Below are 13,942 nucleotides of genomic sequence, written 5' to 3' on the forward strand. Positions count from 1 at the left end.
CATAGCTATTCCTTTTTGTTTGTTGTGATAATTTAAATTATAAGGAATACCTCCTTTTTTTAAACTAAAACTGTGCAATATCTATGGCTCTTAAACATTATTGCATAATATTTTATATTGATTTATATAAAAAATATTATAAAATCTTTCAAATTAAAATTTAGGAGATATTGTGAGAGCAGCACAAATTGATAGATATTCAAAAGATATTGATATAAAGATTAGAGATATACCAATACCAGAAATCACTGATGATGAAGTGTTAGTTAATGTAAAGGCGGCTGCAGTAAACCCGCTTGAAATATTAATATTAACAGGCAGTGTAAGACTCATACAGGATTATAAAATGCCTCTTACATTAGGAAATGAGTTTTCTGGTGTGGTTGAAAAGATAGGTAAAAATGTAAAAGATTTTAATGTAGGAGATAAAGTTTATACTCGTATGCCCATACAAAAAATAGGTGCTTTTGCTGATTATACTGCAGTAGATAGTAAGTTTTTATCCTCTATGCCTAATAACTGCAGTTTTATTGAAGCGGCAGCAATACCTCTTACAGCACTCACAGCTTATCAGGCACTCAAAGAAGAATTAGAAGCTAAATCTGGTGAAACTGTTTTAATAACCGGAGGCTCTGGAAGTTTCGGAGAGATGGCCGTTCCTATTTTTAAATATTTCGGACTGAATGTTATTGTTTCTGGTAATGAGAGATCAAAAGAGCATTTTATAAGTTTGGGTGCTGATAAATATATTGATTACCGTAAAGAAAATTATTGGGAGTTAGTTTCAGAAGCTGATTATGTTATTGATACTCTTGGGGCAAAAGAGTTTGACAAAGAGTTATCAGTGTTAAAGAAAGGCGGACGTATTTTGAGTTTAAGAACTAGCCCTAATAAAAAATTTGCTGAAGTTAATCAATTTCCTTTCTTAAAAAGAACTTTATTTTCTTTGGCAGGCTCTAAATACGACAAAAAAGCTATGAAAGAAGGAAAAGAGTATAGATTTATGTTTGTAAGAGCTGATGGAACACAGCTTAAAGAAATTACAAAAATAGCAGAAGAGAAAAATATAAAGCCTAAAATATTTTCTAAAGTATTTAATATCGAAGACACTGCAGAAGCTATTAAAACTATGTCTAAAGGCGGTATAGAAGGTAAGATAATTATATCTATGTAATTATTTTTAATAAAAAATAAAATAGACTTGCATGCAGTATAATTTAATAAAACCATATAAAATTATATTGTAAAGCAAGTTTTTAAATAGCCGATAATTTTAGCGAATAATTTTATTTACAGCAAGGAGGCGTTAAAATTATGGGAGTCAAAAAGTATTTCTTTTTATTGCTAGTGTTATTTGCAATGAATAGTATATATGCATTTGCAAATCAAAATATCATCAGAGTACAATTAACAGATGTAAAAGCTCCATATACTATTAATATCAAAGGTCCTTATAAAGCATACAATTACAAATATGAAAGCGAAATAATATCAGCTCTAACTAATGAAACTGTAATGGTTGTAGAAAACAGATTAGGTTTAAAAGTTAATGAAGTAGGAGTTTATAAAGAGGGTATAGTCTTTGAAACACAAGACGGATTTACTTTAAATGGAAAAGAATATTATGGTTCTTTAATGTTTATTCCATATAATGATACTATGATAGTAGTTAATGAGCTTAATATTGAAGACTATGTTAAAGGTGTTTTACCTCATGAGATGTCTCCAGATTGGCCTATGGAAGCATTAAAAGCTCAGGCAGTTGCAGCCCGCACTTATGCAATGTATCATATATTAAAAAATGCTAATAAACTTCCTTTTGATGTTGATAACACTACAAAATATCAGGTTTATAACGGCAAAGAAAAAATGAATTGGTCTGTTGAACAGGCTGTTGACAGAACAAGATATGAGATTGCTGTTTATAAAGGTAAAGTTATAGCTACATATTTCAGTGCTTTATGCGGCGGACATACTGATAGTGCTGAAAATGTATTCGGTGTAGCTGTGCCTTATTTGGAAGGTGTTTCTTGCCCTTACTGCAATGCTCAAATTAAACCTTGGACTAATGCTTTAAGCTATAATGAACTTAATAATGATTTAGCTAATTATTCTGTACATGCAAGCGAAAAATCTTCTATTGGTATTAGTACCGATCCTAAATCTGGAAAAGCTACTAATATTAAAATAGATGACAGCGATATTACTTCAAGAGATTTCAGAACTACACTTTCTCCTAAACTAGTACCATCACTTAATTTTACTATTAAAAAAGTGGATAATGGTATAATAATAACTGGTAAAGGAAGCGGACATGGTGTAGGTATGTGTCAATGGGGTGCTTACGGTATGGCTCAGGTTAAAAAAGACTACAAAGAAATTTTGAAGTTCTATTATAATGGTATTGATATTGTTGATTATAATAGAGTTAACAAAGAATTTGAACCTGATGTTTGGGGAAAATAAATTTATAACTAGATAAAATTAAAGGCTTGTATTAATTAATTTTAATGCAAGCCTTTTTTGTTATTATATACCTAAAACAACTATATTTTGTCAAAATTAGTTTTTATATTTTTATTATTTTCTGGGACTAGCCCTGCGAAGCACACAGTCGTGCCCGCTCTGCATGCCGACGAAGTCCACCTTTGGTGTCGGCAACTCCAGCTTCTTTTGCCGTCTGCTCTGCGTGCCGTAGGCAAGGCACCTACTTGGTGGTGACCAAAAGAAGCAGGTACAGCCCGCTGTCGCGAAGGACTGCATTTTTTAACTAAGATATAGTTATTATAATACATTTTAAACTTATCTTATTAATGCTAAATAATACTTTATACTATTTATAAGTTATCATTACATCTATAAATAATTAAAATTTGACAAATCATATTTGTTTAGGTATATACTAAAATATAAAATATACAATTATAAAACATTTACTTAAATTTGATTATATTATAGAATATAATAAATTATTTGAGGTTTTTTATTATGACATTGAATTTCACAAAAATGCATGGAATAGGAAATGATTATATTTATATAGATTGTTTCAAAGAAAAGTTTACAGTAGAAGATGCTATGAAATATTCTCCTATATTAAGTCATAGGCATTATTCTATAGGTGCTGACGGAATTATACTGATAATGCCTTCTGATAGAGCAGATGTTCAAATGAGAATGTTTAATTATGATGGTTCTGAAAGTGAGATGTGCGGTAATGGTATAAGATGTGTTGCCAAATATGCTTATGATAAAAATATTAGTAAGAATAATCCTATGAAAATAGAAACTTTAAGAGGTATATTAGACGCAAAACTTTTTATAAAAGATGATGAGGTTGACAGTGTTGAAATAAATATGGACTCTCCTATACTTGAGGGCTTAAAGATACCTACTACTATAGATAAAGATGTGATAATAGATGAACCTATAACTTTTAATGGTAAAACATACTATTTTACCTGCGTTTCTATGGGAAATCCTCATACTGTTATATTTGCAGATGATGTTTCTAGTATGAATATTGCTGATATAGGAAGCTATATTGAAAACAACCCTATATTTCCAAACAGGACTAATGTAGAGTTTGTAGAGGTTATAAATAGGGGTGAAGTTAGGCAAAGAACTTGGGAGAGGGGGAGTGCTGAAACTTTAGCCTGCGGTACTGGTGCTTCTGCTGTATGCGTTGCTGGATTTATAAGCAAAAGAACAGATAATATTATACTTAATCATCTTTTGGGAGGCGATTTAATATTAAGATATGAAAATAACACTGTATTTATGAAAGGTGAAGCTAGATACTGTTTTGAAGGCTCTATTGAATTGTAAAAAATGTATAAAAATTTAAATATAATGTAAAAAAATTGCATTTTGTTATGACATTTAAAAAAAAATGTTAATTTTAAAGTATATACTAATTGCTTTTTAGCAGTTTATATATAACTTATCTTTTAAATAAGAGGGGGTGTATGAAAAGAACGGTTATAATATTGGCTTTATTTCTTTGTAATTTAAATTTGGAAACGCATAATTTTAATATAAATGATTATTCTTTTCCTTCTGATAATTGGGTTACTTTAATAAAAGATGTTTCAAATCATTATAATCAGGATTTTTGGTTTATAAAAGATGTTTTTGATGTTTGTGTTAATTATAATGTAGACCCTCTTTTAATGGTTGCTTTAATAAAAGTTGAAAGCAGCTTTATTCCTACAGCTTTATCCAAAAAGAATGCATACGGATATTGTCAAATAACTCCTATAGCTAATGAAGATGTTGATCCTTCATTAAACAGATATAATGCAAGAGATAATATTATACTTGGTGTAAGATTTATAGATAAACTATTAGATAGATTTGATGGTGATATAATAAAGTCTTTAAGATATTATAATGCAGGAAATAATTATAATGAATACGGAGAATCTTATGCTGAAAGTATAAGATATGAATATACTAATATGGTTAGTCTTTATGTAAAAGATGAAAGTTCATATGGCAATATATACAGAAAAGAGGTCTTTGAATAATATAATAATATCAAGACCTCTTATATATAATTACTAGTTATGTAAAAAATTATCTTTTTAAGTTTACAACAGTAGCAAGTAAGTTATCGCTTGTTTGTACTGCTTTAGAGTTCATCTCATATGCTCTTTGTGCTACAATCATATCAACCATTTCATCAACTACTTTAACGTTTGACATTTCAACGAAGCCTTGATGTATTCTAGGAAATCCGTTAGCACCAGGTTCTCCTTCAAAAGCAGGTCCGCTTGCTATAGTTTCTTTATACAAGTTATCGCCTATAGAAAGAAGCCCTGGCTGATTGATAAATCTATGAAGTGTAATTTGACCTATTTCTACAGGATCATTTTCATCGCCTATTTTTACAGATACGACACCTTCTCTTGATATAGATATTTGCTCTAACAAAAAGTTTTCTGGAAATACTATTTCTGGTACTAGTCTGTATCCGTTTGAAGTAACCATTTGACCGTTAGCATCAATTTTGAAAGATCCGTCTCTAGTATATGAAACACTGCCGTCCGGCATTAATACTTGAAAGAAACCTTCTCCTTCCAATGCCAAGTCAAGTTTATTTCCTGTTGCCTGTAGCGAACCTTGATCAAACATTTTTTGTGTAGAAGCACTTTTTACACCAAGTCCTGTTTGAAGTCCTACAGGTCTTACTGTATCTTCTGTAGCTGGTGTGCCTTGTATTTTTAAGTTTTGATATATTAAATCTTCAAAATCAGCTCTTACTTTTTTATATCCTATAGTGTTAACATTGGCAAGGTTATTGGCTATAGTATCAGTTTTAAATTGCATACCGTTCATGCCGCTTGCTGCTGTCCATAAAGAACGTACCATATAATACACTCCATTATCTTATAAATTTATTATACTATATATTCGGTAATTACAAAAATTGCTTTATAGAATTTATATAAAAAATATTATGTTAAGTTCTTTTAATACTGTTTTGATAGTAAAATACTTGTTAAAGATAAAATTCTGTTATAAAATAATATAAATTAAAAAAGGTATTTTGAAAATGTCATATTCCAAGCTAATAATTAAAAATTTCGGTAAGATTAAAGAGGCAGAAATAGAGCTTTCTAATTTTATACTTTTTGTAGGTGATAATAACAGCGGAAAAAGCTATTTGATGACATTGATATACGGTTTGATGAAATATAGTAAAGATATTACTGATATTATTCTTAAGGATAAAGAATTCATTTTCAGCTTGGAAGAGTATAAAAAAATTAAAGATATAATCGATAAATATACAAAAATAAACGATAAAATAGAAAGTATAGAAAATGTACTTGATTATGTTAGTGATAATGTAAAAAATAATTTTAATAGCATAGAAACAAAGTATAATTTATTACAAAAAGATGAGCTGAATATATTTTATAATCTTTTAAATAAACTATTGAATAAATATAAAACAGAAATTTTAAAATTTATTTTTAACGATAATGAGCATATAATAAATTTAGAAAGTATATATTTTGATTATTCAAATTATTTTTTTAATATTTTTGTTACCAAAGAAAATTGTTTTTATTTTAAAATAAATCGTATTTCCCAAACTTTTATTAAATATGGTACTAATTATTTATTTGTTATTAGGAGTATACTTTGTAGTATATTAGAAAATAATTTTTATTTTTTGGGGTTAAAATTTTTACCTACATCAAGAACAGGTTTTTTATTAACATATAAAGAATTATCAAAAATATCAAATATGCATCAATTTAGTATTGGAGATAAAAAAGAAAAAACTCTATTTCAGAAACCTATTATAGATTTTATTAATAGTTTAATAGATTTATCTTATATTTATGAAGAAAATGACAATTACAAAGATATAATAGAAATACTTGAAAACAATATACTAAAAGGTAAAATAAATCTTAATGAAGAGACAAATGCTATGTATTATCAGCCGAATAACAAAGATTTGAAAGTACCTATGCATTTATGTTCTGCTGTTATTACAGAAGTAGCACCATTATATTTATTTTTGAAATATTATTCTATTTCAGGTGATTTATTTATTGAGGAGCCAGAATTATCGTTGCATTTAAAATTGCAGAAACAATTAGCTCGTGTATTAATAAACTTAGTTAATAAAAAAAGAAATGTTATAATATCCACTCATAGCGACACAATATTGGAACATATAAATAATATGGCAGTTCTTCATAGTATAGATGAGAATAAAAAAAGTCAAATATTAAAAGAGTATTCATATACAGAAGATGACACTATAGATATAGAAAAAATTAGGATATATCAATTTGATACTGATGATAATGATATAACAACTATAAAAGAATTGAAAGGTGAGAGAGAAACAGGATTTTATATAGAAACATTTCATAAATATATAAATAATGCCTCTTTGGAATATGATGCAATAAATGAAAATTAATGATTATGGACGATTTTAATAAACTTTATAATACTCCTTTTATAGATAATCAAAGATATTTATTTGATAATACCATGTGTAAAATTGACATTATAGAAGATATTTTTACTATAAAAGATGAAAACTCAAATATGGAATGCAGTATAAAATTAAGTTCTAAATCTATTTGCAGTTCGGATATAGAAGGCAATAAAAAATTTAACCATTTAAGAATGAATAAATGTGCTGATGCTGTTATTATAAATAAAAATAAAAATGATAAATTTGATTTGCATATAATAGAATTAAAAAATGATGTTCATGATGATGATTTGAAAGAACTTCATAAACAGTTCTTAGGGGCATATTTGAGAATAAGAGCTATTTTTTTAGCTTACTCTAATGATATAGAAAATATAAAGTTTTATCTGATATATAATAATTTTAATAATTCATCTAATAAAGAAAATACAAATAGTACAAATAAGAAAAAAGATAAAATAATTGAAAGACAATTATTATCTAAAAATAAAATTATTAATAATATATTTCTTCCAATTTATCCATTCAATTCTAATACATTAGATATTAAAAAGTATAGCATAAGTTTAGAAAAAGAAATAATCATTTAATTTTGTTATTATGATTTAGTTTATTAAATATACTGTAAATAATTCTTTATATATTTTTCTTATTGATATTTTTACAAATAGTATTATAATGACATTTCAATTAACTTTTATATTTATTGGCTTTATTTATGGATTATGTAATATCTACTACTTTATACCTATTAAAAGGAACATACACCACTTTATGCCTTTACTTTGTAACGGCAATATTTTCTCTTCCATTATCTATGCTCTTTGCGGCATTGCAGTTTAGTGCCCCAAAGTTTGTAAGGTATATTTTTGATATATATGCTTGGATATTCAGAGGAACTCCTCTAATACTTCAGCTAATATTCTTTTATTACGGACTTCCTCTTATGACCAATAATATGATAGCTTTCCCAGCTTTTACATCTGCTGCGGTAACTTTTATACTTAATTATTCTGCTTATCTTATGGAGATATTCAGAGCTGGTATTGAGAGTATAGAGAAAGGTCAGTATGAGGCTGGTTTTGCTCTTAATTTAAGCTACAGACAGATTATGACTAGAATAATACTTCCTCAGGCTATAAGGAGAGTACTTCCTCCGCTTTCTAATGAGGCTATTAACTTAATAAAAGATACTGCTTTGGTTATAGTATTGGGTATAGGAGATTTAATGCTTCATGCAAGGCAGATACTTACAAGAGATTATAAATTACTTCCATTTTTTATAGCAGCCATTATATACCTGCTTTTTACTTCTGTTTTGGTTCTTGTATTCAGACAATTGGAGAAGAAATATGTCATTAGAAACTAAAGAAACTAATTTGAAAGTTGTAAATATAAAAAAACATTATAAAGACACTCCTGCTATAAACGGAGTATCATTTACAGTTAATAAAGGTGATATACTTTCTATTATAGGACCTTCAGGAGCTGGTAAGAGTTCTCTATTAAGAAATATCATACAGATAGAAGAACCAGATTATGGAGAGGTTTATATAGATAATGAAGTTTTATTTTGCAAGAGGGAAGGGGAGAAGGCATTAAATATTAATCATGCTGATTTTATGAAACGAAAGGAAAAAATAGGAATGATATTTCAGCATTTTAATCTATTTCCTCATAAAACGGCATTAGAAAATATAATAGAAGCTCCTATCATAGTAAAGAAGCAAAATAAATATGAAGCTATAGAGAATGCATTAAAACTTTTAGATAGCGTAGGACTTAAACATAAAAAAGACAGTTATCCTAATGAATTATCAGGCGGACAGAAACAAAGAGTTGCTATTGCGAGAGCTTTGGCTATGAAACCAGAAATACTTCTTTGCGATGAGCCTACATCGGCATTAGACCCAGAATTAATAGGTGAAGTTTTATCTGTATTAAAAGAGCTTGCTAAAGAAAAAATGACTATGATTGTTGTAAGTCATGAAATAAGTTTTGTAAGAGAACTTTCTACAAATATTGCTTTTATGGACGGAGGAAAAATTATAGCTATGGATACATCGGATAATTTTTTTAATAATCAGAGTAATGATAGGATTAAAGATTTCTTAAATAAAATATTTCATAAATAATATTTTGTATAATTATTTTATTAGTTATTTTACTATAAATCAAAAATTGGAAATTAATTTTCAAATAAATGTTGACATTTTCTTAAATAGTATTACAATACACAGTAATGAAGTAGGTTATGGAGTTACTTATGAATAATTATTATTTATACAATATTTCTTATACTCTTTTTTTATCATTTCATTTTACTAACAATCATTAAAAGTCTTTAATTATAAGCTAATTTTATAAGCTAATTAAAATATTATAAAAAATTTCTTAAGGAGAAAAAACTATGAAACGTATATTAACTTTTTTATTATTAGCTTCTTTTGCAGTTATTATAAGCTGTAATAATTCAGCAAGCACTAATAACACTTCAGAAGTAAAAGAGGACAACTCTCTTCAAAAGGTAAAAGATGCTGGTAAATTAGTATTAGGTTTGGACGATACTTTTGCTCCGATGGGTTTTAGAGATGAAAACGGAGAAGTTGTAGGATTTGATATTGATTTAGCCAAAGAAGTTGCTTCAAGACTTGGCGTAGAATTAGAGATAAAACCAATAGAATGGTCTAGTTCAATATTAAGTCTTAATAAAGGCGATGTTGATGTGCTTTGGAATGGTGTTACTATCAATGACGCTAGAAAACAGCAAATTAATTTTTCTAAACCTTATCTTAATAACAGACTTGTTATAGTAAAAGCCATTGATGATGCTTCTATTAATTCTAAAGATGATTTGGCAGGAAAAGTATTGGGTGTTCAGGTTGGAAGTAATGATGAAGCATTAACTGCTGATCCTGCAAGTAAGAATGCTAAAGAAATACGCAGATATGATGTTAATGTAAATGCATTTTTGGATTTGCAGGCTAAAAGAATAGATGCTGTTATTATAGATGAAGTAGCTGCTCAGTATTATATATCAGAAAAGAAAGCACCTTTTGTTGTAGTTGATAATAGTCCTTTAACAGAAGAATTATATGGTGTTGGATTTAGAAAAAGTGATGAAAAACTTTTAGCAGAGGTTGACAGAATATTAGATGAGATGAAATCTGATGGTAAGGCTGCTGAAATATCTCAGAAATGGTTTGCTAAAGATATAGTTTTGAAATAAAAATTATATCTTTAATATTTTATTTATTATGGAGAAAAATAAAAATGAAAAAAACATCGGTTATTATATTGGCTTTCTTTTTATTATTTACTGTTTCATGTTCTAAAGAAGATAATAAAAATCAGCCTTTAAATAATTTTGATATTGTTAAAGAAGATGAGATACAAGTTCAGGAAGAAGATAATTCTCTATCAAGAGTACAAAATGCAGGAAAATTGGTACTTGGTTTAGATGATACTTTTGCTCCAATGGGATTTGTAGGAGATAACGGCGAAATAGTTGGATTTGATATTGATTTAGCAAGAGAGGTTACTAAACGTATGGGAGTTCAGCTTGAAACTAAACCTATAGATTGGGGTAACTCTACAGCCATTTTAACTAATGGTGAAATAGATGTTCTTTGGAATGGTCTTAATATCAATGACGAAAGAAAATTGCACATGAATTTTTCAAAACCATATTTGAATAATATGCTTATTATTGTTAAACATAATGGTGATGAGAGCATTAATTCAATAGATGATTTGGCTGGTAAAGTTGTAGGCGTTCAGTACGGCGGTAATTATGAGCAAATAGCAAATCACCCTATAGTTTCACAGATAAAAGAATTGCGTCAGTATAATGGAAATATTGATGCACTTGCTGATTTGCAAAATGAGAGATTAAATGCTGTGATAATAGACGATGTGTTTGCTGAGTATTATATAGCTCAAAAAAATGCTCCTTTTACTATAGTATATAGTACTCCTTTTACAGACGGTTTATATGCTGTAGGAATCAAAAAATCTGATAAAAAACTTTTAGAGGAAATTGATAAGATATTAGATGAGATAAAAGCTGACGGAACTGCCTCTAATATATCAGTAAAATGGTTTAACAAAGATTTAATTATAAAGCAGCCATAGATAATAGATATTATAATAATAAGACAAGGGTAATATATACTCTTGTCTTATTTTTTATGAATAAAAAATATATTATCTATTATATATCATACCGTTTATATATAAATATTTTAATTTTTTTAATTTATAAATTTCACTAGGTAAAGATGATAAGTTTCCTTTTATATAGAGCTTTTTTAAATTTTCTAAATTATAAAAATCATTTTCTATAGTTATTAATGAACTGCTGCTGAAATAGAACTCTTCCAAAGTATTGATATTTCCTATATACTTACTTATAACTTTCAAATTATTATCTAGCAGTGATAAAATTTTTAATTTTGGAAGTTCTGTTATTGTTTTAGGAATAGATTTTATTTTATTATTATTGATATAAAGTTTTTTTAAATTAGTTAATTTTGAAATCTTATTAGATATATTTTCTATATTGTTATTTGATATATCTAATTCTTCTAATCTTGACAAAGAAAATACTTCATTAGGAATTTCATTTAATGAATATCCAGACAGATTAAGAGTTTTTAATTTTTTTAGTTCAAATATTTCTTTAGGAAAAGTTTTTAATAGATTATTGTATATATCTATTTCTTCTACATTTTGTAAAGCTGTAATTTTTTTAGGTATTGATTTTATTTTATTAAAGCTAATATCAATATATTTTAAATTTTCTAGCGATAATATACATTCTGGAAATTTATCTATATCATTATTACATATATCTAAATGTCTAAGATTTGTTAATATACTTATTTCATCTGGTATATATTTAAGTTTAAGACTGCTTAAATCCAAGTCTTTGATATTTAATAAGTCTTCTTTTTTGTAGCTTTTTAATTTAGTTATATTATTTTTTTCAAAGAAATCATATAATGCTTTTAGTTTATTGTTTATTATTTCATTATTATTTTTTGATGATATATTTTTCATAATCATTCTCCTTTTTTTAATCATATATTATGATTATAGTAGGAGGGTATGACAGATTTTGTCATTGATATGAAAAAATATAAAAAATTTAATTTTTTGTATAAATGCTGTCTAAAATATATTTAAGTTTCATAGCCTCTAATTGACCTGGTGCTGATGAACGCTTAGCTGAGGCAAATGTTAGTATGGATCCGAATATTCTGCTTATAATTCCAAGCTCTCCCATAGATATAGCTATTATAGGAAAATCTTTTATTTCATTTGAAGCATCTAATAGTGTTATTACATCTTTTTTTGTTTTTGGCATATATGCTACTTTTGCTATATCGCATTTTAATTTTATCATTTTTTTTATTCTTGATATTATTTCTTTTTTTGAAGGTGTTTTATTAAAATCATGATTTGATATTATTGTTTTTATATTGTTTGCCTTTGATAATTTTATTAATTTTTTTATATTATCATCTTTTAATGTTAATAATTCTAAATCTATTAAGTCGAAACATTTATTTTCTATAATGCTTACATATAAATCTATTATAGAATTATTATATTTTATATTTCCGCCTTCCTTTATACTTCTTAATGTGAATAATACAGGCTTGTTTGTTGTTTTTTTTATTTCATTCGATATGGATATTATATAATCAAAATTTGAGGCATCATCTATAAAAAAATCTGCCCTCCACTCTATAATATCAACAGGAAGTTTGTTTATTTCTTTTATGTATTTTATTATATCTTTTTCATTTTTTTCTACTATAGGTATACATATTTTTGGAGATCCGCTTCCTAATTTTATATTTTTAACTTTTACTATATTTTCCATTTTCTAAATACTCTTATTTACGTATACTTAGTAATTTATATTATTATATTTATTTAAATATAATATTTTTTATATATTCTACAGGCATTTTTTCATTAGTCCAAAGCTCAAAAGCTAATGCTCCTTGATATAGTAACATTCCCATACCGTTTATTATTTTACATCCTTCTCTCTCAGCTATTTGAAGTAATTTTGTTTTTGCAGGACTATATATACAGTCGCTTACTACTAAATCAGATCTAAAAAAAGTTTTATCTTCTATTAAAGAAACATCTTCTTTCATACCAACACTTGTGGCATTAATTAATATGCTGCTGTTATCTATTTTCTTTTTTAAAATATTTTTATTTTCAAGTGAAAATAGTTCTATAGAGCAGTTAGTCTTTTCTGCTATATTATCAATAATCTTTTTTTGTTCGCTCCAGTTTGTATCTCTTTTAAAAACGTATATCTCTTTTACTCCGTATAAAGCAGCCTCTGATATTATAGCTATAGAAGCTCCTCCAGTACCTAGTATTGTGATATTTTTATTTTTTATAAATATATTTTCTTCTTCTAATGATTTTATAAACCCCTCTCCATCTGTAGAGTATCCTGTGAGTATTCCATTATCATTAACTATAGTATTAACACTTTGGGTTAGTTCGGCAGCCTCTGATATTTTATCAAGATATTTAATCACTTCTTTTTTGTTCGGCATTGACAGATTTACGCCTCTCATATTTAATGTTTTTATAGAGTTTACAGCTTCTTTTAAATTATTTTTATCTACTTCAAAAGCCAAATAAGCATAATTAAGATTAAGTTTATTAAAGGCTTCATTATGCATAATAGGCGATATACTATGTCGGCATGGAGAAGCGAATAATGCAGTGAGTATAGTTGAAGAGTTTATTTTCATGAATATATAACCTTATAAAATATAAAAAATTCTGCTATTATAATAATATAATTTTTATTATTGTCAATTAATACATTTTTAATTATTTGTTTAAGAGCCATAGATATTGCACAGTTTTAGTTTAAAAAAAGGAGGTATTCCTTATAATTTAAATTATCACAACAAACAAAAAGGAATAGCT

14 protein-coding genes are annotated in these 13,942 nt (G+C 26.9%); 10 read left to right on the top strand and 4 right to left on the bottom strand.

The genetic code is table 11. The annotated features are described in order from the left end of the window. Positions 1–172: 172 nt before the first annotated feature. The 4 genes from Q1X91_RS11370 (at position 173) to Q1X91_RS11385 (ending at position 4,529) form a co-directional block, all read left to right on the top strand. Positions 173–1,174: an NADP-dependent oxidoreductase gene (locus Q1X91_RS11370; protein WP_300757416.1), complete on the top strand. Its 1,002-nt coding sequence runs from the start codon at positions 173–175 to the stop codon at positions 1,172–1,174. A 185-nt stretch (positions 1,175–1,359) separates the two neighbouring features. After that, on the top strand, positions 1,360–2,466 hold the full coding sequence (locus Q1X91_RS11375; protein ID WP_300757419.1) for a SpoIID/LytB domain-containing protein: 1,107 nt from the start codon (positions 1,360–1,362) through the stop codon (positions 2,464–2,466). A 522-nt stretch (positions 2,467–2,988) separates the two neighbouring features. Then, a complete protein-coding gene (gene dapF, locus Q1X91_RS11380; protein ID WP_300757421.1) occupies positions 2,989–3,828 on the top strand; it encodes a diaminopimelate epimerase in 840 nt (279 codons plus the stop codon). Positions 3,829–3,968: 140 nt separating this feature from the next. Continuing rightward, positions 3,969–4,529: a lytic transglycosylase domain-containing protein gene (locus Q1X91_RS11385; protein WP_300757424.1), complete on the top strand. Its 561-nt coding sequence runs from the start codon at positions 3,969–3,971 to the stop codon at positions 4,527–4,529. Between the two features lie 49 nt (positions 4,530–4,578). Here Q1X91_RS11385 and flgG read toward each other — a convergent pair whose 3' ends face one another. After that, positions 4,579–5,373 carry a flagellar basal-body rod protein FlgG gene (flgG, locus tag Q1X91_RS11390; protein ID WP_300757426.1) on the bottom strand — a complete coding sequence of 265 codons (795 nt, stop codon included), beginning with the start codon at positions 5,371–5,373 and terminating at the stop codon, positions 4,579–4,581. Between the two features lie 184 nt (positions 5,374–5,557). Between flgG and Q1X91_RS11395 the strand changes: the two genes are divergently transcribed. The 6 genes from Q1X91_RS11395 (at position 5,558) to Q1X91_RS11420 (ending at position 11,104) form a co-directional block, all read left to right on the top strand. Then, complete coding sequence (locus Q1X91_RS11395) at positions 5,558–6,949, top strand: AAA family ATPase (protein WP_300757428.1); 1,392 nt, start codon at positions 5,558–5,560, stop codon at positions 6,947–6,949. Positions 6,950–6,954: 5 nt separating this feature from the next. Then, positions 6,955–7,560 carry a hypothetical protein gene (locus Q1X91_RS11400; protein ID WP_300757430.1) on the top strand — a complete coding sequence of 202 codons (606 nt, stop codon included), beginning with the start codon at positions 6,955–6,957 and terminating at the stop codon, positions 7,558–7,560. A 128-nt stretch (positions 7,561–7,688) separates the two neighbouring features. Continuing rightward, positions 7,689–8,339 carry an amino acid ABC transporter permease gene (locus Q1X91_RS11405; RefSeq protein ID WP_300757431.1) on the top strand — a complete coding sequence of 217 codons (651 nt, stop codon included), beginning with the start codon at positions 7,689–7,691 and terminating at the stop codon, positions 8,337–8,339. Beyond that, complete coding sequence (locus tag Q1X91_RS11410) at positions 8,323–9,105, top strand: amino acid ABC transporter ATP-binding protein (RefSeq protein WP_300757433.1); 783 nt, start codon at positions 8,323–8,325, stop codon at positions 9,103–9,105. Before Q1X91_RS11405 ends, Q1X91_RS11410 begins: the two co-directional genes overlap by 17 nt. Positions 9,106–9,380: 275 nt before the next feature. Next, entirely contained in the window at positions 9,381–10,199 is an 819-nt protein-coding gene (locus Q1X91_RS11415; protein ID WP_300757435.1) for an amino acid ABC transporter substrate-binding protein, read from the top strand. Between the two features lie 44 nt (positions 10,200–10,243). Continuing rightward, positions 10,244–11,104: an amino acid ABC transporter substrate-binding protein gene (locus tag Q1X91_RS11420; protein WP_300757438.1), complete on the top strand. Its 861-nt coding sequence runs from the start codon at positions 10,244–10,246 to the stop codon at positions 11,102–11,104. Between the two features lie 72 nt (positions 11,105–11,176). Here Q1X91_RS11420 and Q1X91_RS11425 read toward each other — a convergent pair whose 3' ends face one another. From Q1X91_RS11425 to aroE, 3 genes are all read right to left on the bottom strand, one after another. Then, the gene (locus tag Q1X91_RS11425) at positions 11,177–12,031 is read right to left on the bottom strand and encodes a leucine-rich repeat domain-containing protein (RefSeq protein ID WP_300757440.1); all 855 of its coding nucleotides are present in this window, start codon (positions 12,029–12,031) and stop codon (positions 11,177–11,179) included. An 88-nt stretch (positions 12,032–12,119) separates the two neighbouring features. After that, on the bottom strand, positions 12,120–12,860 hold the full coding sequence (aroD, locus tag Q1X91_RS11430) for a type I 3-dehydroquinate dehydratase (protein ID WP_300757442.1): 741 nt from the start codon (positions 12,858–12,860) through the stop codon (positions 12,120–12,122). Between the two features lie 49 nt (positions 12,861–12,909). After that, positions 12,910–13,761, bottom strand: a complete 852-nt coding sequence (gene aroE / locus Q1X91_RS11435; protein WP_300757445.1) for a shikimate dehydrogenase — start codon at positions 13,759–13,761, stop codon at positions 12,910–12,912. Positions 13,762–13,942: the final 181 nt, after the last annotated feature.

Source organism: uncultured Brachyspira sp. (assembly GCF_949287625.1).
Classification (GTDB): Bacteria; Spirochaetota; Brachyspiria; order Brachyspirales; family Brachyspiraceae; genus Brachyspira.